The organism is Pseudomonas fortuita, from assembly GCF_026898135.2.
Lineage (GTDB): Bacteria > Pseudomonadota > Gammaproteobacteria > Pseudomonadales > Pseudomonadaceae > Aquipseudomonas > Aquipseudomonas fortuita.
In genome coordinates this window covers 3,467,190-3,485,826 of the sequence record NZ_CP114035.2, presented here as the reverse complement: position 1 = coordinate 3,485,826, position 18,637 = coordinate 3,467,190, and the positions used below count along the sequence as shown (strand labels likewise).

The window sequence follows — 18,637 nt, the reverse complement described above, 5'->3', positions numbered from 1 at the left end:
TGCTTCCGAAAGGGGGGCTGATTGCCAGTCTAGCCAAGCGTAAGCATTAATACCAAAGGCAGGGTGGCCGCGGCAGCTACGGTCTGCAGGGCAATGATCGTGGCCATAAGGGGGGCGTTGCCACCCATCTGCCTGGCCATTACATAGGAGGACGAGGCAGTGGGTAGGGCCTGGAACAGCACCGCCACCACCGCGGCCTGGCCACTCAGGCCCAGCACGCGGCACAGCCCCCAGGTGGTCAAGGGCATGACCAGGAATTTGAACGCCGACGCTGCCATCAGCGGGCGCACCTGCTGGCCCAGGCTGGCCCCACCCAGCGCTGCGCCCACACACAACAGCCCCATCGGTAGCGCCGCCTGGCCCAGCGCCTTGACGGTGGGTTCGATGCCTGGCGGCAAGCCCAGGCCCGTCACCCGCAGCAGCAGGCCGCTGGCACAGCCGACGATCAACGGGTTGGCGAAGATTGCCCGTAGCACCGTGGTCGGTGAACTGTGGCGGGCGCTGAAACGGGCGAACACCAGCACGCAGAGCAGGTTGACCAAGGGCACGATGGCGGCATTGGCCACCGCTGCAAGGGCGATGCCGGCGCTGCCGTAGAGGCCGGCGGCCAGGGTGGCACCGATGTAGTTGTTGAAGCGGATACCGCCCTGGAAGACCGAGGTAAAGTCAGCGCCATCGTGGTTGATCGCGCCTTGGTACATCACCAGCAGCACGGCGCCGGCCAAGGTCGAGAGCATCAGCACACCGACCATGCCCATCACCGGTACGCCGTCGAGGTTGGCGGTGGCCAGGCCGTGCAGGAACAGCGAAGGTAGCAGTACGTAGTAGCTCAGGCGCTCAGCGCCGGGCCAGAAGCTTTCGGCCAGAAAGCCGCGCAGGCGCAGGAAGGTACCCAGGGTAATCAGCAGGATGATGGGTAGCAGGGTGGTCAGCAGCAAGTGGAGCATGGTCGACATTCCGTGGTCGGGTACGGGCACAGACTACGGGTGCGAAATGGTTTGTAAAAACGTTGTTTTCTGCACTGACTGTTGAGAATAAATGCATGTTTCGCAGGGGGGCGCTTTGCGCCCCAATCGCGACGCAAGGCCGCTCCCACAGGGTTGAGTGCAGCACGGACCCTGTGGGAGCGGCCTTGCGTCGCGATTGGGCTGCAAAGCAGCCCCTGCATTCTCAAGCTTCAAGCGCAGTCTTCAACACCGCACTCAAATGCCGCCGTTGGCTTTTCTCATGTTCCAGCAACACCACACGCCGGGTCAGTTGCGGTTCGCCAAACGGCAGGCAGGTGGCTGGCGGCAAGCGGTTCAGGTCGTCGTCTGCCATGGGAATGATCGCCACACCCAGGCCCATGACGGCCATGCTGGCCAGGGCCTCCTGGCTGTCCAGTTCCATCTGCTCGCTCACCTGCAAATGCTGGCGACGCAGTTCCTGCTCGATCTGCCGCCCGGCCCAGGCACGCTTGTCGAAGCGCAGGAATGGTTGACTGGCGAGCAGCTCCGGTACGCTGTACCCGGCCAATTCGGGGCTGGCAATGGCCCAGAAGCGGTCCTCGAACAGTGGTGTGAAATCCAGGCTCTGTGGGTACGGGCTGACGGGCTCAGTGGTGATGGCCGCGTCCAGTTCACCGTCCTCCACCCGACGTGCCAGCTCCGCCGACATGCCCGAGGCCACGCTGATATGCAGCTGCGGGTAGTGGGCCTTGATCCACACCAGCGCCTTGGGCAGGCGCCGCGCCAGTACGGTGTGGATCGCGCCCAGGCGCAGGCGGCCGCGCGGGCTCGGGCCGCTGGCCAGGGCGTCGGCCAGTTCGTCGTAGGCAGCCAGAATGCTCTCGGCGCGGGCGACTGCCAGTTGGCCTGCTTCGGTCAGCACCACCTGCCTGCGGCTGCGGTCGAACAGGGGGACCTTTAACTCGTCTTCAAGGGTTTTGATGTGCAGGCTCACCGCCGAAGGGGTAAGGCTGAGCAAGTCGGCTGCGCGGGCAAAGGTGCCGTGGCGGGCGATGGTTACCAGGGTGCGCAGGGCTTTGAGAGACATGCGGAAGCGGTCCGGTTACAAGCTGACAAGGCAGTATTGTCAGGCCCGGCCCTGTCGCCGGCAAGCCAGGGCCGCGACAGGCAACCTTGTTCAGCGCGCAATACGCCCATACGCTTGGCTGATCCGGTCGATCACCATGGCCAAGGCGACGATCGCCAGGCCGGCCTCCACACCCTGGCCGACGTTCAGGGTCTGGATTCCCGCCAGCACATCCTCACCCAAACCGCGGGCACCGATCATCGATGCCACCACCACCATCGACAAGGCCATCATTACCGACTGGTTGAGCCCAGCCATGATGCTTGGCAGCGCCAGTGGCAGCGCAATGCGCCGTAACCGCTGCCAGCGGCTGGCCCCCAGGCCGTGCGCGGCCTGCAGCAGCGAAGGGTCGATCTGGCTCAGGCCCAGTTCGGTCAGCCGCACCAGTGGCGGCAGGGCGTAGATCAGCGTGGCGAACACGGCAGGGACCTTGCCCAGGCCGAACAGCATCAGCACCGGGATCAGGTAAACGAAGGCCGGCAGCGTCTGCATCACATCCAGCACGGGTAACAGTAGCCGCCTGGCCAGTGGCCGGGACGCGAGCAGTATGCCCAGCGGCACGCCCACCAGCACGCACAAACCGGTGCTCACCAGTACCAAGGCCAAGGTTTGCAGCAGCTTGTCCCACAGCCCGAGCATGCCAATCAGCGCCAGCAGCGCCACCAGTACCGCGCTGCGCAGCAGGCTGCGGCTGGCGTGCCAGGCAAGCAGGCCAACCAGCAGCAACAACAGCCACCAGGGCAGCAGGCGCAGCAGGTTCTCCAGGCCGACCAGCAGTTGCAGCAGCTGGTCTGAAACCGCGCGCAACTGATCGCCGTAATTGAGTACCAGCCAGTCGACCAGCCTGTTTACGCTTTCAGCGAAAGAAAACTGCAGCGCTTGGGGAAAGCCATTGCTCACAGGCTGCCCTCGACCTTGTCGGCGACGTCTGCGGGCAGCCAGGCTTTCCACACATCGCGATTGTCACGCAGGAAGGCGAGTGCGGCCTCGCGCGGTGGCGTGCGCTTTTCACTCATGACGGCCAGCGCCTTGTTGAGCCGATCGATCGGCAGGTCGACCTGCTCGAACACCGTCACCAGGTCCGGGTAGCCATCACGGAAGGCCTTGGATACGCCGATGGACAGTTTCGCCGGCAGTGAGCGGCTGCCCTTTGGGTTAGGGTTGCCGGCATCTGTCAGGGTGGCCCAGGCCTGGGCATCGAACGGTGGTTCTTGCAAGCGGATGAGTTTGTATCGCCCCATCAGCGGGGTCGGGTTCCAGTAGTAGAACAGCACCGGCTGGCCACGGCGGATGGCGGAGGCGATTTCGGCGTCCATCGCCGCACCGGAGCCACTGCGAAAGTTCGTGTACAGCTCATCCAGGCCATACGCCTTGAGTTTCTGGCTGTTGACCGTTTCCGATGTCCAGCCGCTGGGGCTGTTCAAAAAACGGCCCTTGTCGGGTGACTCGGGGTCACGAAATACCTGTGGGTAGTGCTTGAGGTCATCGACGCTGCGCAGTTCGGGCGCCAAAGGCTTCAGCTTTCGAACAGCGTCGCCCTCGATCACGTACGCGGGGACCCACCAGCCTTCTTCTGCATTTTTGACCGTGTTGCCCAGTGCGAAAACCTGGCCTTCCTGTTCCGCCTTGACCCACGCAGGGCTGCGCCCGGCCCACTCTTCGGCGATCACCTGGAGGTCGTTGCGGGCCAAGGCCACTTCCATGCTGACGGTGCTGCCGGGCAGGGTGTCGGTGGCGTAGCCATAGCCGCGCTCCGCAATCAGCCGCAGAATTTCGGTGGTGAGGGCGCCGCTTTCCCAGCTTATGGCACCAAAGTGGATGGGGGAGGGTTGCTCTGCCGATACAGCACTGTCGGTGCTGGCCAGGCCTACGGCCAGCAACAAGCCGGCCAGCAGCGTTGAAAACTTGTTCATCCAGACCTCGTCGTTTACCGCGCCTTGGGGGTGGGGGCAAGTGTAGACGACGAGGTGTTGGCGCAGGGCAGGGCTGCTTGGGGCGGCCCCGTTTACCTCAAACGCGGAACTGGTCCATCAGCGCCTGCTGCTGGTTGGCGAGGCTGTTCAAGGACTGGCTGACACGCGCCGACTCGTTGGCCTGCCCCGACAGCGATTCGGTGACATCGCGGATCGTTGCCACGTTGCTGTTGATCTCTTCGGCCACCGCGCTTTGCTCCTCGGCGGCCGAGGCTATTTGCAGGTTCATGTCGGTAATGACCGTCACCGCCTGGCCGATACGCTGCAACGCAGTCACGGCCTGGCCAACCTGTTCGACCCCGCCCTGGGCCTGACGGTGGCTGTTGTCCATGGCACCGACCACTTCGCGGGTGCCGTCCTGCAAGGCCTCGATCACCTGGCGGGTTTCTTCTACCGACTCCTGGGTGCGTCGGGCCAGGTTGCGTACTTCATCGGCAACCACGGCAAAGCCACGGCCGGCTTCACCCGCGCGGGCGGCCTCGATGGCGGCGTTCAGCGCCAGCAGGTTGGTCTGTTCGGCAATCGAGCGGATCACTTCCAGCACCGAACCGATCTTCTCGCTGTTCTGCGCCAGGCCTTCGACTTCGGCCATGGCGTTGCTCATGTCGGCGGCCAGGGCATCGATGCGTTGGGTGGTGCGGTCGATGACTGCCAGGCCTTCGCGGGTGGCCTGGTCGGCATCGCGGGCGGCCTGGGCGGCCTGGGAAGCGCTGCGTGCCACGTCCTGGGCGGTAGCGCTCATTTCGTGCGAGGCCGTGGCCACCTGGTCAACCTGGCGGTATTGCTGCTCCATGCCGGCGCTGGTTTGCGTGGCAATTGCCGAAGACTGGTCGGCGGTGCCACGGGCAGCCTGCACCGAGCGTTTGACCTCGGCGATGGTTGGCTGCAGCTTGTCTAGGAACCGGTTGAACCAGCCGGCCAGTTCGCCCAGTTCGTCCTGCTTCTGATAAGTCAGGCGGCGGGTCAGGTCGCCTTCGCCGCTGGCAATGTCCTTGAGCATTGCGGCTACGCCGAGGATCGGCCGGGTAACGCCGCGGGCCATCAACCACACCATCAGCAGGCCGGCAATGGCTGCCGCCAGCCCCAGGCCCAGCTCCAGCAGGGTACCGCTGGTGTTGAGCGCGTCCAGTTCCTGCTTCAGTTTTTCGGCAGGCCCGGTCAGTGCGTTTTCCGGCACATCCAGCAGCACGCCCCAGGGTTGCGCGTCGGGGATCGGCCGGAACGCGGCCATCACCTTCAGGCGCTGCTGGTCGTGCAGGATGGTCATCTTGCCATCGGCCAGCTTGCGTACCAGCTCGGCGCCCTTGGCCTTGTCTACCTGGTCGAAGCGCTGGGCCAGCTTGCTGGCATCGGCGCTATAGCCTGCCAGCAGGCCGACCGGGCTGAGGATACCGACCGTGGTGCGGCCCTCGTACAGGCTGCGGCTGGCCTCCTGGCTCAGGGCCTGCAGGCTGTTGAGGTTGATGTCGATGGACAGCGTGGCAAGGGTCTTGCCGTTGACCACCAGCGGGAAGACGATGCTGGTCATCAGCACTTGCTGGCCATTGATGTCATAGAAGTAGGGCTCTACCACGCACACCTTGCCAGTGGTACGCGGGCAGACCCACCAGGTGTTGGCGGGCTGGCCGCTGGGGCCGATCTCGGTGTTGGCCATGTCCTGTTCAGGCAGCGCCATGGCGGTCAGCTGGCCGGGGCGCGGCTGCGACCAGTACAGGGCAAAGCGCCCGGTTTCGTTGCTGCCAAGCTCCGCCTTGCCGGCGAACAGGCTGTCTTTGTTGTCCAGCGCGTTGGGCTCGAACACCAGCGACAGGCCGAGCAGGTCGGGGTTGGCCTGCAGGGCGGTGCGCACTTGGCGTGTCATGTCTTCGCGCAGGTCAAAGGCGTCAAGGTAGCGCTTTTCTGCCTGTTCGCGCAGGAACAGCACTTGGCGGGCGAACCCAGCGCCGTACTGGTAGGCGTCCATGAACTGACGACGGATGTTCAGCGCCTGCACCTCACCCTGTGACTCGATGCGCGATTGCGCCGCTTCGGTCAGCATCTGCATGCTGCTGGCCTTGACCAGGTCCGAGCTGTGGTCCATGCGATATAACGACAGGCCGACGAGCAAGGTGACGATGCCGGCCAGGCAGAGGCCGGCGAGCAGGGTGATCTTCCACTGAATGGAAAGTTGGCGCAAAGGCATGGGGCGGATCCCTTTTCCGGGCTCTAAGGGTTTTGACTTTGAGGCTGGGTCAGGCACCCCCAGCGCAACACGTTATCGGCCCCTAGCGTTTTTTCTTTATTCAAACATTCAATTTAAATCCTGCCCCGCTGCGTAATGTGCCGCAACATGGCGCTTTTGACATCTGCAGCCTACTGCTTCAGAGTGCGCGCTTTTTTCTGTCGTAATGAGGTAAGCCAACCATGAATGCAGTGATCGCCGCGGTCGGCATCATGCTGATACTCAGCCTGTCCCGCGTGCACGTGGTCATCGCCCTGATCATCGGTGCCCTGGTCGGTGGGCTGGTGGGCGGCCTGGGCATCGAGGGCACGTTAAAGGCGTTCAACGGTGGCTTGGGCGGTGGTGCCACGGTTGCCTTGTCCTACGCTCTGCTGGGCGCTTTTGCCGTGGCCATTGCCAAGTCGGGCCTGGCCCATGCCTTGGCTGACCGTGCACTGGCCATGATCGATCGCCAGGGGCACACCAATGGCGGCAAGGTCAAATGGCTGATGATCGGCCTGATGCTGGTGGTGGCGGTGTCGTCGCAGAACATCCTGCCCATCCACATTGCGTTCATTCCGCTGCTGGTGCCGCCGTTGTTGTATGTACTGACCCGCCTGCGCATCGACCGCCGGCTGATCGCCTGCGTGATCACCTTCGGCCTGATTACCCCGTACATGTTCTTGCCAGTGGGCTTCGGCAACATATTCCTCAATGAAATCCTGCTGGCCAACGTCGCGCGCGCCGGTGTCGACGTGAGCGGTGTCAACGTCACCCACGCCATGGCCATCCCCGCTGCTGGCATGCTGGTCGGCCTGCTCCTGGCGGTGTTTATCAGCTACCGCAAGAAGCGTGACTACGATCTGGCGCGCATTGAGCAGGTGGAGCAGGTGAGCGTGCAGTACAACCCGCTGACACTGCTGGTGGCCGGGCTGGCAATCGCCGCCGCGTTCATCGTCCAGTTGCTGCTGGACTCGATGATCATCGGCGCCATGGTCGGTTTTCTGATTTTCTCGCTGTCAGGCATCGTCAAATGGAAGGACACTGACGGCCTGTTTACCGAAGGCATGAAGATGATGGCCATGATCGGCTTCATCATGATTGCCGCCTCGGGTTTTGCTGACGTCATGAAGGCCACCGGTGAGGTGCAGAGCCTGGTGGAAACCTCCGCCCGGTGGATCGACCACAGCAAGGGCATCGGTGCCCTGATGATGTTGCTGGTCGGGCTGCTGGTGACCATGGGCATCGGCTCGTCGTTCTCCACGGTGCCAATCCTGGCCGCGATCTTTGTGCCGCTGTGCGTGCAACTGGGGTTCGACCCGCTGGCCACCGTGTGCATCGTCGGTACTGCTGGCGCTTTGGGGGACGCAGGCTCGCCGGCCTCTGACTCGACTTTGGGGCCGACCTCGGGCCTGAACGTAGATGGTCAGCACCACCATATCTGGGACACCGTGGTACCGACCTTCATCCACTACAACCTGCCATTGCTGGCGTTTGGGTGGTTGGCAGCGATGACGCTGTAAGGGGAGGGTGTCAGCCCTTGTTGGGCGGCGGTGAGATGCGGTTGAGCACGGTGCTGCCGTCCTTGCTGCGGGTCAGGTAAATCGGCAGCACCTTGGGCAGGTTGTTGACCAGGCGGGCGACCTCGCGGGTGTTGTAGATACCGCTGATGCGGATGCGGCCGGTGCTGGCATCGGCCAGCTGCAGCGGCGCGTCGAGGTAGCGGTTGATCACTGGCAGCGCTTGCTCCAGGCTCAGGTTGTCGAGCACCAGCTTGCCACTGCGCCAGGCAAGGCTGTTGCTGTAGTCATTGCTCTGCTCCAGCTGCGGCTCGAAATCGCCCTTGTGGTAGCTGGCCTGCATCCCCGGGCCCAGGCGGTAGCCACCGGCGTTGCCGTCGCTGGATACCAGTACCGAGCCTTCCACCAGGGTGACCTTGACCTGGTCCTGGTACTTCCACACGTTGAACTGGGTGCCAGTGACGCGGGTCTGGCCATTGCCGGCATGCACGATGAACGGGTGGTTGCTGTCGTGCTGCACCTTGAAGAACGCCTCGCCGCGCTTGAGCGTGACCTGGCGCTGGTCCTTGTAGTTGAGGTAGGTAAGCTCGGTGTGGAGGTTGAGCTGTACCGTGCTGCCGTCGCTCAACTCTATGGTCTGCATGCGGTCGCCGGCTTCGAAGTGCTGGTAGTGGTTGGGCAGCCAGCCTTGTTCCCAGCCCACCCAGCCGGCCAGCGGCAGCACGGCCAGGGCGATGGCGGCAGCAGATGCCAGCGGACGCCAATTGCGCGGGCGTGCGGGTAGACGGGTGGCCGGGTTGAAGTCGACGACGGTGGCGTTGCGTGGCAACAGGTCGGCGGTTTGCCAGATTTCCAGCATTGCCTGGTATTCCTCGGCATGCCGCGGGTCCGCCGCCAGCCAGCGGGCAAACGCCTCGCGCTCGCCCGCCGTGCAGTCTTCAGCGTGCAGGCGCATGCACCAGTGCGCGGCGGCGTCGGTGATGGCATCGTCAGGGCTGGTGTTGAGGCGGTCGTGGTTCATTGCGGCTCCGGATTTTGCATATTCTACCCTTGCTAGAGGGCTCCCGAGAACCAACGTAATGGCGAATGACTATCAGTTGTGACGGTTTTTCATCGGATTTGCAACGGTTTTTCAGCGTTTGAGAACCCTTCGCGTGCCGCCAGGGAGGCGGAAATCCATGGGGCTGCCTTGCAGCCCATCGCGACAAAAGGCCGCTCCCACAAGTAATCGCGCACCTCTTGTGGGGCAACTGTGTTGTACGAAATCACAAAGCTTGCGCGATCACTGTGGGAGCGGGCTTGCCCCGCGAACACGGGCGAAGCCCGTGCCATGCACCGCGTGGCCTGCTTCGCGGGCATGCCCGCTCCCACGGGTAATGCGCAGGCTTCAGAACTGCGCCGGCTCCAGCCCATAAAGGCTGCTGCTGCCCGCCCTGATACTGGCTTCCAGCCCCAGACCACGCGGCAGCACGCGCTGGAAGAAGAACGCCGCACACGCAAGCTTGGCACCATGAAACGCGTCATCCTCGTCACGTTTGGCCAAGGCCACCGCCGCCATCCGCGCCCACATATAGGCATACGCCGTCAGCCCGAACAGTTGCAGGTATTCAACCGCTACCGCGCTGACCAGGTTGGCATCATCGCCTGCTCGCGCCTGCAGCCAGGCGCTGGTGGCCTCCAGTCGCGCCAGGCTCGCTTGCAAAGCCTCGCGGTGCAGCGGTGCATCAACACTGAACGCACGTACTTCGGCGGCAAAGCTGGCCAGCGCCTGGCCACCGTCGCCCAGCACCTTGCGCCCCAGCAGGTCGAGTGCCTGGATACCGTTGGTGCCTTCATAGATTTGCGCAATGCGCACATCACGCACCCGTTGCTCCTGCCCCCATTCGCGGATGTAGCCATGGCCACCGTATACCTGCTGGCCGAGCACGCAGCTTTCCAGGCCGTTGTCGGTGAAGAAGGCCTTGGCCACTGGCGTCAACAGCGCCACCAGGCGCTGGGCGTGCTCACGTTCACCGGCGTCTTCGGCGTAACGCGCCAGGTCCAGTTGCTGGCCGACGTAGGCGGCAAACGCCCGGCCACCTTCGGTGAGGGTGCGCATGGTCAGCAGCATGCGCCGTACATCGCCATGGTGGATGATCGGGTCGGCAGCCTTGTCCTGCGCTTTAGGGCCGGTGGCGGCACGGCTTTGCAGGCGTTCGTTGGCATAACGGGCGGCGCTCTGGTAAGACGCTTCGGCGCAACCGAGGCCCTGGATGCCGATGGACAGGCGCTCGTAGTTCATCATGGTGAACATCGCCGCCAGGCCTTTGTGCGGTTCGCCCACCAGGTAACCCTTGGCATCGTCGAAGTTCATCACGCAGGTGGATGAAGCCTTGATGCCCATCTTGTGCTCGATCGAACCGCAGTGTGCGGCGTTGCGCGCGCCCAGGCTGCCATCGGCCTCGATCAGGTATTTCGGTACAAGGAACAGCGAGATGCCTTTGGCGCCGGCGGGCGCATCCGGCAACTTGGCCAGTACCAGGTGGATGATGTTCTCGGTCAGGTCCTGCTCGCCACCGGTGATGAAAATCTTGTTGCCGCTGATGCGATAGCTGCCGTCGGCCTGGGGTTCGGCCCGGCTGCGGATCAGCCCCAGGTCGGTGCCCGCGTGGGGCTCGGTCAGGCACATGGTGCCGGCCCAGCGGCCTTCGTAAAGTGGCGGCAGGTAAATGGCCTTGAGCGTCTCGCTGGCGTGGGCATCGATGGCCAGGCAGCTACCAGCGCTCAACGCCGAATACAGGCTGAAGCTGCAGTCGGCGGCATAGAGCATTTCTTCGAACAGCACCCCTAGCATTTTCGGCATGCCCATGCCGCCAAATGCCGGGTTGCCGCCCAGGCCGACCCAGCCGCCTTCGCGGTAGGTTTGCCAGGCTTGGCGAAAACCGTCTGGCGTGGTGACCTGGCCGGCGGCGAAGCGCACACCTTGCTCGTCGCCGTTACGGCTGAGCGGGGCGATCAGCTGGCCAGTGACTTTGGCGGCTTCTTCCAGGATCGCATCGGCGGTGTCGGCATCGATGCGCTCGGCCAGGGCGGGCAGGCGGGCCCACAGGGCCGGGGCGTTGAACACGTCATGCAGGACGAAGCGCATGTCGCGCAGCGGGGCGGAGTAAGTAGTCATCAGGGGCTCTTGAAGTGAAGACGATATCTGTGAAAATTGCGCCGTACCCGTGCAGGAGCAGCCTTGTGCTGCGAAAGGGCCGGCATGGCTGAAGGTAGTCTTCGCCGGTGAGGGCCTCTTCGCAGCACAAGGCTGCTCCTGCAGGGAAACGTCGAGGCCGTTACGGCTTCAGAGGGCTTTGGCCCGGTCGCGCAGTACGTACTTCTGGATCTTGCCGGTGGAGGTCTTGGGCAACTCGCCAAACACCACGGTCTTCGGCACCTTGAAACCGGCCAGGTGCTCGCGGCACCAGCCGGTGATGTCGGCTTCGCGGGTGTCCTCCCGGCCTGGCTTCAGGGCAATGAACGCGCACGGGGTTTCTCCCCACTTTTCATCCGGGCGCGCCACCACGGCGGCTTCAAGCACCGCCGGGTGTTTGTACAGGGCGTCCTCGACTTCAATGGTGGAGATGTTCTCGCCACCGGAAATGATGATGTCCTTGAGGCGGTCCTTGATCTCGACATAGCCGTCGGCATGCCACACGGCCAGGTCACCGGTGTGGAACCAGCCATCACGGAACGCTTCGGCGGTGGCTTCGGGGTTTTTCAGGTAACCCTTCATCACGGTGTTGCCGCGCATGAAGATCTCGCCAAGCGTATTGCCATCGCGTGCCACCGGCTCGAGTGTCTGCGGGTCGGCCACCATCAACCCGTCCAGGGTCGGGTAGCGCACGCCCTGACGTGACTTGATCCGCGCACGCTCTTCCAGCGCCAGTTCGTTCCACTCATCATGCCAGGCACACACGGTCACCGGGCCGTAGACTTCGGTCAGGCCGTAGGTGTGGGTGACGTGGATGCCCATCTCTTCCACGGCGCCAATGACCTTGGCCGGTGGCGCGGCGCCGGCGACCATGGCCTGTACCGGGTGCTCGATGGCGGCTTTGGCGGCCTCGGGCATGTTGACCAGGGCGTTGAGCACAATCGGGGCGCCGCACAGGTGGGTGACCCGGTGTTCGCGGATCAGGTTCAGGATCTTCTGCGGGTCGACCCGGCGCAGGAACACGTGGGTGCCGGCCAGGGCGGTGATGGTCCAGGGGTAGCACCAGCCGTTGCAGTGGAACATGGGCAAGGTCCACAGGTACACCGGGCGGTGGCCCATGGCCCAGGTCATCTGGTTGCCCAGCGCGTTCAGGTAGGCGCCGCGGTGGTGGTAGACCACGCCCTTGGGGTTGCCGGTGGTGCCGGAGGTGTAGTTGAGCGAAATGGCCTGCCACTCGTCATCCGGCCATTCCCAGGCGAATTGCGGGTCGCCTTCGGCGAGCAGGGCTTCATAGTCCAGCGCGCTGACCGCACGGCCTTCGCCGTACTCCGGGTCATCCACATCCACCACCAGGGGCGGGTGTTCGAGCAACGCCAGGGCGGCTTCGATCACCGCATGGAACTCGCGGTCGGTAATCAGCACCTTGGCTTCACCATGCTGCAGCATGAAGGCGATGGCCTCGGCGTCCAGGCGCACGTTCAGGGTGTTGAGCACGGCGCCGGTCATGGGCACACCGAAGTGCGCTTCGAGCATCGCCGGGGTGTTGGGCAGCATCACCGCCACCGTGTCGCCACGGCCTATGCCACGGCCCGCAAGGGCGCTGGCCAGGCGCCTGCAGCGTTGGTAGGTTTCTTGCCAGTTGCGGCGGATGGCACCGTGGATCACCGCGGGGTAATTGCCGTACACGGCAGCGGTGCGTTCGATGAAACTGAGCGGGGTGAGGGCGACATGGTTGACGGCAGCGGGCATCAGGCCCTGGGCATAGATCGACATGCGGTAATCCTGTAAGGGAGGCAGGCGCTGCTTGTGCGCTTGGCCCCCCGATGGCTGATTGTTAGCTCTGTTCAGGGTGCAGGGAGGCGGACGGTGGGCCGCTCCTTCTGTCGCAGTTTTACGCGAGTCGCTATGGTAATAGGAATATCGACTATAGCAATATAGTAAAACTACTATAACAACGAACCGCCTACCATGGACCAGACTGCTTACCCCTTGCTTGCCAAGGACCCACAACCCAGCCTTTTGCTGGCAGCCGACGCCAAGCCACTGGCACTCAATGCGGCGCTGCAAGCGTGGGTTGACGAAGGCCCGGCGCTGGCCAGTTGGCTGCCGGCCAACTGTGCCGCCCTGGTGCGTGCGTGCCTGCGCCAGCATCGGGCGATTGCCGACGTCGAGGTGCAAGTGGGGGCGCGCACCGTGCTGTGGTCATTCATTCCGGATGACCAGGGCCAGCAGGTGCTCGGGCGCTGTCGCGACGCCAGCGAAGAGCGCCAAGGCGCACGGGAAGCCAGCCGCGCCCGGCGCTTGTACCGGCTGATCATTGAAAACACCACCGACCTGATCTCCCGGCACAGCCCGGATGGCCGTTTTCTGGATGCCTCGCCGGCAGCGTTTCGCCTGCTCGGCCTGTGGCCCGAGCAATTGCGTGGCATCGCCGTGCATACCCTGTTGCACCCGCGTGAGCGCCGCCAGGTGCTGCGCCAGGCGGCCGCTGCCCTGGACCAGGATGGCTATCACACCATGACCTGCCGGGTGCGCCAGGCCTCTGGCGGCTATCGCTGGTTTGAAATTGCCAGCCGGGCCATCCGCGAAACCTACACCGGCTCGGTGGTGGAGGTGGTCAGTGTGTCCCGCGACATCACCTTGCGCATTGAAGCCCAGGAAAGCCTGGCGCACAGTGCACGGTTGGCCACCCTCGGCGAGCTGGCTTCAGGCATTGCCCACGAGATCAATCAGCCACTGGCTGCGGTGGTCAACTATGCCAACGCCAGTCAACGTTACCTGCAAGGCCTGGAGCGTGATCCACAGGCCCGCGAGCGGGTAGGGCAGGGCCTGCAGCGCATCCGCGAGCAGGCCACCCATGCCGCCGAAGTGATTCGCCGCCTGCGCGCCTTCCTGCGCAAAGGACCACGGCGGCTGCAGGCGGTGGACGTGGCAGAAGTGGCTGGGGAAGCCATGCGGCTGTGTGCGTGGGAAGCCGCGCGTGACCAGGTGCTGGTGGAACTGCGCATGAGCGCGCAAATGCCCTCGGTGTATGCCGACCAGGTGTTGCTGGAGCAAGTGCTGCTCAACCTGTTGCGCAATGCCATCGATGCCAACCGCGAACTGCACGGCGAACAGCCGTCACGTATCCTGCTCGGCGCAGTGCGCGACGGCGACGGTGTGCTGGTCGAAGTGTCGGACCAGGGCGCAGGTGTGGCGCCCGAGCGCCTGGATGACATCTTCACGCCGTTCACTACCAGCAAGGCTGACGGTTTGGGCCTGGGTTTGAGCATGAGCCGCAGCCTGATCGAAGGCTTTGGCGGCAGCCTGTGGGCGCGGGCGGGTGACAATGGCGGTCTGGTACTGTGCTGCCGGCTGGCAGTCAGCAGGGGATAAGGGGAGGCGTGGTGCAAGCGAAAGTGTATGTGGTCGATGACGACCAGGGGATGCGCGACTCGACCGTCTGGCTGTTGCAGTCGGTGGGCCTGCAAGCCCTGCCGTTCGCCAGTGGGCAAGCGTTTCTCGATGCCTGTGTCGACGATGGGCCCGCCTGTGTGCTGCTGGATGTGCGTATGCCGGGGCTGGGCGGGTTGGCGGTGCAGCAGGCGATGCGCGAGCGCGGCCTGGCGCTGCCGGTGATCTTCGTCAGCGGCCATGCCGATGTGCCGATTGTGGTGCGGGCATTCAAGGCCGGCGCCTGTGATTTCATCGAAAAGCCCTATAACGACCAGCTGCTGCTCGACAGCGTGCAAGCTGCGCTGGAGCACGCCGGGCGGGCGCGGCAGGGCGACCAGGCGCTGGCCATGGTGCAGGCGCGGATCGACGGCCTGACGCCACGTGAGCGTGACGTGTTCGTGCCGTTGGCCCAGGGCTTGAGCAACCGTGAAATTGCCGAGCGGCTGGGGGTTAGCGTGAAGACCGTGGAACTGTACCGCGGGCGGGTGATGAAGCGCTTGCAGGCGGCCAGCCTGGCGGAGCTGGTTGGCATGGCGGTTGCCTGCGGGGCCGTGGAGGCGCTGGGCCTGCGGGCGCGTTAAGCACTTGTGGGAGCGGCCTTGTGCCGCGATGGGGCGCGAAGCGGCCCCCAGTTTTGTGCCAGGGCAGAGATTTTTGGGGCCGCTTTGCGGCCCATCGCGGCACAAGGCCGCTCCTACAGGGGGCAGTGTGACAGCCCGAAAATATGAAATTTTACATAGCTGGCTAATCAAAGCTTTGACATTCACTGCCTAGGCAGTAATATTTCTACACAATTGTCAGAGCAGCCTCGATGGCCCATTTCTCCCCCGAAAATTTCCAGACCTGCGCCATCGGCATGCTGCTGGGCCGCGCGGCAATCCTGAAGGACCGCATTCTCGACTGGCACCTCGAGTCAGAGGGCGTCACTGCCGCGCAGTTCAAGGTGCTGATCATCGTCACCCAGTACCAGGTGGATACCCCGGCCGAGCTGTGCCGCTACCTGGGCCTGGACAGCGGTTCGATGACCCGCATGCTCGACCGGCTCGAGCAGAAGGAGCTGATTGTGCGCAACCGCTGCGCCGAGGACCGCCGGCTGGTGCGCCTGGCGCTCACCACTGATGGCCAGCGCCTGGCGGACCGCTTGCCAGAAATCGGCGCTGCCGCCATGAACGAATTGTGCGGCGCGCTGGCCCCAGAAGAGCTGAAGAACCTGGAAGGCTTGCTGGCCAAGGTCCTGCTCGCTGCTGGCGACCCGTTGACGATCCGCCGTTTCGGCGAACGTTGAACCCTGTAACGAATTCTCCAAGGTACTGTCATGGCCACTCCCGCAGACACCCCGACTTCCCCCGCAGCGCCCGAGCAGTCGCGCAAGCGCAAGGCCTGGCTGCTGGGCCTGCTGCTCTTGCTGATGCTTGCCGGTGCCGGCACCTGGGCCTGGTACAGCCTGGTCGGGCGCTGGCACGAAAGCACCGACGATGCCTACGTCAACGGCAACGTGGTGGAGATCACCCCGCTGGTCACCGGCACCGTCACCAGCATTGGTGCCGATGACGGCGACCTGGTTCATGCCGGCCAGGTATTGCTGCAATTCGACCCCGCCGACAGCGAGGTGGCCCTGCAGTCTGCCGAAGCCAAGTTGGCACGCAGCGTGCGCCAGGTGCGCGGGCTGTACAGCAATGTCGACTCGCTCAAGGCCCAGCTGGAAACCCGCCAGGCCGAACTGCGCAAAGCCCAGCAGGACTTCAACCGGCGCAAGGTGCTGGCCGACAGCGGTGCAATTGCTGCGGAAGAACTGTCCCATGCTCGCGATGACCTGAGTGTGGCCCTGGCCGCTGTAAACAGCGCACGTCAGCAGCTCAGCACCAGCAGCGCGCTGGTCGACGACACGGTGGTGTCCTCGCACCCGGAGGTCATGGCAGCCGCCGCCGATCTGCGCCAGGCCTACCTCGACCACGCCCGTACCACCTTGGTAGCACCTGTCACTGGCTACGTCGCCAAACGTACCGTGCAGCTGGGCCAGCGCCTGCAGCCTGGCACTGCGACCATGGCGGTAATCCCGCTGGACCAGGTGTGGATCGACGCCAATTTCAAGGAAACCCAGCTGCGTGAGATGCGTATTGGCCAGCCGGTGCAGATCACCGCCGACCTGTACGGCAGCGAGGTCAAGTACAGCGGCACGGTCGATAGCCTTGGCGCCGGTACCGGCAGTGCCTTCGCGCTGCTGCCGGCACAGAACGCCACTGGCAACTGGATCAAGATCGTCCAGCGCGTGCCCGTGCGTATTCACCTGAGCCCCGATCAGCTCAAGGACCACCCACTGCGTATTGGCCTGTCCACCGTGGTGGAAGTCGACTTGCATGACCAGAGCGGGCCGGCCCTGGCCCAGCAGCCCCCACAGCAGGCCAGCTACACCACCCAGGTGTATGACCGTCAGCTGGTCGAGGCTGACAACCTGATCGCCCGGTTGATCCACGAAAACAGCGCACCCGGCAAGACGGCCCAGCGATGAGCAACAACGCCGCTGCCCAGTTCACGCCGCCCAGCCTGCTGTTGACCACCATCGGGTTGTCGCTGGCGACGTTCATGCAGGTGCTCGACACCACCATTGCCAACGTGGCGCTGCCGACCATATCCGGCAACCTGGGGGTGAGTTACGAGCAGGGCACCTGGGTGATTACCTCGTTCGCGGTGAGCAACGCCATCGCCTTGCCATTGACGGGCTGGCTCAGCCGACGGTTTGGCGAGGTGAAACTGTTCATCTGGGCCACGCTGTTGTTCGTGCTGGCCTCGTTCCTGTGCGGTATCGCCCAGTCGATGCCGGAGCTGGTCGGTTTCCGGATATTGCAGGGCGTGGTCGCCGGGCCCCTGTACCCGATGACCCAGACCTTGCTGATTGCCGTCTACCCCCCTGCAAAACGGGGCATGGCCCTGGCACTGCTGGCGATGGTCACGGTGGTGGCGCCGATTGCCGGGCCGATCCTGGGGGGCTGGATCACCGACAGTTACAGCTGGCCGTGGATCTTCTTCATCAACGTGCCCATCGGCCTGTTCGCCGCCGCCGTGGTGCGCCAGCAGATGCGCACCCGGCCGGTGGTCACCAGCCGCCAGCCGATGGACTACATCGGCTTGCTGACGCTGATTATCGGTGTCGGGGCTTTGCAGGTGGTACTCGACAAAGGCAACGACCTGGACTGGTTCGAATCGTCGTTCATCATTATCGGCAGCTTGATTTCGGTGGTGTTCCTCGCAGTCTTCGTGATTTGGGAACTGACCGACCGCCACCCGGTAGTCAACCTGCGCCTGTTCGTGCACCGCAACTTCCGTGTCGGCACCATCGTGCTGGTCGGGGGCTATGCAGGGTTCTTCGGTATCAACCTGATCCTGCCGCAATGGTTGCAGACGCAAATGGGTTATACCGCGACGTGGGCGGGCCTGGCGGTGGCACCGATCGGCTTGCTGCCGGTGATCATGTCGCCGTTCGTGGGCAAATATGCGCACCGCTTCGACCTGCGTGTACTGGCAGGGCTGGCGTTCCTGGCGATCGGCACCAGTTGCTACATGCGTGCCGGGTTCACCAGCGAGGTGGACTTCCAGCATGTGGCCTTGGTGCAGCTGTTCATGGGCATTGGTGTGGCGTTGTTCTTCATGCCGACCTTGAGCATCCTGCTGTCCGACCTGCCGCCGCACCAGATTGCCGATGGCTCGGGGCTGGCGACCTTCCTGCGGACCTTGGGCGGGAGCTTTGCCGCGTCGTTGACGACCTGGATCTGGATTCGCCGGGCGGACCAGCATCATGCTTATCTCAGCGAAAACATCAGCCAGTTCGACCCGGCGACGCGGCATACGCTTGAGCAGTTGGGTGGGGCCAGCCCGCAGAGTTATGCGCAGCTGGAGCAGATACTGAATGGGCAGGCTTACATGATGTCGACGGTGGACTACTTCACCTTGATGACCTGGGTGTTTGCCGGGTTGATCCTGCTGGTGTGGTTCGCCAAACCACCCTTCACTGCCAAGGCCGGGCCGGCATCGGCGGGGCATTAAGGCGACGAGGTGAATGGCTCGGGATGTAGGGTGGGGCGGATATCGAGCGCCGCCCGCGCGGCGCATCGCGAGCTGCGCTCGCTCCTACGTTTGTTTCGGGCCAGTAATGCCTGTACCCGTCGCGCGCGACCGCCTTGTTTGTACGGCACGATATCGAGCTATGCGCCAAGGCGTTCGCGTACAAATCCCACCGGAATAATTGGCCCGAAGCAAACGTAGG

Annotated in this window: 13 protein-coding genes and 2 pseudogenes; 6 read left to right on the top strand and 9 right to left on the bottom strand. The window is 64.0% G+C overall.

The genetic code is table 11. From position 1 onward, the window contains the following. Nucleotides 1-29: 29 nt before the first annotated feature. The 6 genes and pseudogenes from OZ911_RS15975 to OZ911_RS29020 all read right to left on the bottom strand — a co-directional run. The gene (locus OZ911_RS15975) at nucleotides 30-947 is read right to left on the bottom strand and encodes an AEC family transporter (protein WP_016487426.1); all 918 of its coding nucleotides are present in this window, start codon (nucleotides 945-947) and stop codon (nucleotides 30-32) included. A gap of 223 nt (nucleotides 948-1,170) precedes the next feature. Further along, entirely contained in the window at nucleotides 1,171-2,034 is an 864-nt protein-coding gene (locus tag OZ911_RS15970; protein WP_070086537.1) for a LysR family transcriptional regulator, read from the bottom strand. Nucleotides 2,035-2,124: 90 nt separating this feature from the next. Further along, a complete protein-coding gene (locus OZ911_RS15965) occupies nucleotides 2,125-2,973 on the bottom strand; it encodes an ABC transporter permease (RefSeq protein WP_023048698.1) in 849 nt (282 codons plus the stop codon). Then, nucleotides 2,970-3,986 (bottom strand): ABC transporter substrate-binding protein, encoded by a 1,017-nt coding sequence (locus OZ911_RS15960; protein ID WP_023048697.1) that lies wholly within the window; start codon nucleotides 3,984-3,986, stop codon nucleotides 2,970-2,972. The genes OZ911_RS15965 and OZ911_RS15960 overlap by 4 nt, the downstream gene beginning before the upstream one ends. A 97-nt stretch (nucleotides 3,987-4,083) precedes the next feature. Then, a pseudogene (locus OZ911_RS29025) lies at nucleotides 4,084-4,596 on the bottom strand (methyl-accepting chemotaxis protein); the annotation flags it as partial. A gap of 393 nt (nucleotides 4,597-4,989) precedes the next feature. Further along, nucleotides 4,990-5,907 (bottom strand): annotated as a pseudogene (locus OZ911_RS29020) (methyl-accepting chemotaxis protein); the annotation flags it as partial. 542 nt (nucleotides 5,908-6,449) lie between these two features. Here OZ911_RS29020 and OZ911_RS15950 point away from each other — a divergent pair. After that, nucleotides 6,450-7,769 carry a Na+/H+ antiporter family protein gene (locus OZ911_RS15950; RefSeq protein ID WP_016487421.1) on the top strand — a complete coding sequence of 440 codons (1,320 nt, stop codon included), beginning with the start codon at nucleotides 6,450-6,452 and terminating at the stop codon, nucleotides 7,767-7,769. A gap of 10 nt (nucleotides 7,770-7,779) precedes the next feature. Here OZ911_RS15950 and OZ911_RS15945 read toward each other — a convergent pair whose 3' ends face one another. The 3 genes from OZ911_RS15945 to OZ911_RS15935 form a co-directional block, all read right to left on the bottom strand. Further along, a complete protein-coding gene (locus tag OZ911_RS15945; RefSeq protein ID WP_016487420.1) occupies nucleotides 7,780-8,787 on the bottom strand; it encodes a FecR family protein in 1,008 nt (335 codons plus the stop codon). A gap of 366 nt (nucleotides 8,788-9,153) precedes the next feature. Beyond that, nucleotides 9,154-10,923: an acyl-CoA dehydrogenase C-terminal domain-containing protein gene (locus OZ911_RS15940; RefSeq protein ID WP_070086536.1), complete on the bottom strand. Its 1,770-nt coding sequence runs from the start codon at nucleotides 10,921-10,923 to the stop codon at nucleotides 9,154-9,156. A 168-nt stretch (nucleotides 10,924-11,091) separates the two neighbouring features. Continuing rightward, nucleotides 11,092-12,714 (bottom strand): acyl-CoA synthetase, encoded by a 1,623-nt coding sequence (locus OZ911_RS15935; RefSeq protein WP_023046988.1) that lies wholly within the window; start codon nucleotides 12,712-12,714, stop codon nucleotides 11,092-11,094. 195 nt (nucleotides 12,715-12,909) lie between these two features. On the opposite strand from OZ911_RS15935, the gene OZ911_RS15930 reads away from it, so the two are divergent. The 5 genes from OZ911_RS15930 to OZ911_RS15910 all read left to right on the top strand — a co-directional run bounded on the left by OZ911_RS15930 (nucleotide 12,910) and on the right by OZ911_RS15910 (nucleotide 18,417). Further along, complete coding sequence (locus tag OZ911_RS15930; protein ID WP_023046989.1) at nucleotides 12,910-14,316, top strand: sensor histidine kinase; 1,407 nt, start codon at nucleotides 12,910-12,912, stop codon at nucleotides 14,314-14,316. Between the two features lie 8 nt (nucleotides 14,317-14,324). Beyond that, nucleotides 14,325-14,957 carry a response regulator transcription factor gene (locus OZ911_RS15925; protein WP_070086535.1) on the top strand — a complete coding sequence of 211 codons (633 nt, stop codon included), beginning with the start codon at nucleotides 14,325-14,327 and terminating at the stop codon, nucleotides 14,955-14,957. Between the two features lie 230 nt (nucleotides 14,958-15,187). Further along, on the top strand, nucleotides 15,188-15,661 hold the full coding sequence (locus tag OZ911_RS15920) for a MarR family winged helix-turn-helix transcriptional regulator (RefSeq protein ID WP_016487415.1): 474 nt from the start codon (nucleotides 15,188-15,190) through the stop codon (nucleotides 15,659-15,661). Between the two features lie 30 nt (nucleotides 15,662-15,691). Further along, the gene (locus tag OZ911_RS15915; protein ID WP_016487414.1) at nucleotides 15,692-16,885 is read left to right on the top strand and encodes an HlyD family secretion protein; all 1,194 of its coding nucleotides are present in this window, start codon (nucleotides 15,692-15,694) and stop codon (nucleotides 16,883-16,885) included. Next, on the top strand, nucleotides 16,882-18,417 hold the full coding sequence (locus tag OZ911_RS15910; protein ID WP_016487413.1) for a DHA2 family efflux MFS transporter permease subunit: 1,536 nt from the start codon (nucleotides 16,882-16,884) through the stop codon (nucleotides 18,415-18,417). Before OZ911_RS15915 ends, OZ911_RS15910 begins: the two co-directional genes overlap by 4 nt. The last annotated feature ends 220 nt before the right edge of the window (nucleotides 18,418-18,637 follow it).

Coding starts and splice junctions, on each gene's coding strand:
- OZ911_RS15975 (WP_016487426.1), bottom strand. CDS start 947: ATGCTCCACTTGCTGCTGACCACCCTGCTACCCATCATCCTGCTGATT.
- OZ911_RS15970 (WP_070086537.1), bottom strand. CDS start 2,034: ATGTCTCTCAAAGCCCTGCGCACCCTGGTAACCATCGCCCGCCACGGC.
- OZ911_RS15960 (WP_023048697.1), bottom strand. CDS start 3,986: ATGAACAAGTTTTCAACGCTGCTGGCCGGCTTGTTGCTGGCCGTAGGC.
- OZ911_RS15950 (WP_016487421.1), top strand. CDS start 6,450: ATGAATGCAGTGATCGCCGCGGTCGGCATCATGCTGATACTCAGCCTG.
- OZ911_RS15945 (WP_016487420.1), bottom strand. CDS start 8,787: ATGAACCACGACCGCCTCAACACCAGCCCTGACGATGCCATCACCGAC.
- OZ911_RS15940 (WP_070086536.1), bottom strand. CDS start 10,923: ATGACTACTTACTCCGCCCCGCTGCGCGACATGCGCTTCGTCCTGCAT.
- OZ911_RS15935 (WP_023046988.1), bottom strand. CDS start 12,714: ATGTCGATCTATGCCCAGGGCCTGATGCCCGCTGCCGTCAACCATGTC.
- OZ911_RS15930 (WP_023046989.1), top strand. CDS start 12,910: ATGGACCAGACTGCTTACCCCTTGCTTGCCAAGGACCCACAACCCAGC.
- OZ911_RS15920 (WP_016487415.1), top strand. CDS start 15,188: ATGGCCCATTTCTCCCCCGAAAATTTCCAGACCTGCGCCATCGGCATG.
- OZ911_RS15915 (WP_016487414.1), top strand. CDS start 15,692: ATGGCCACTCCCGCAGACACCCCGACTTCCCCCGCAGCGCCCGAGCAG.
- OZ911_RS15910 (WP_016487413.1), top strand. CDS start 16,882: ATGAGCAACAACGCCGCTGCCCAGTTCACGCCGCCCAGCCTGCTGTTG.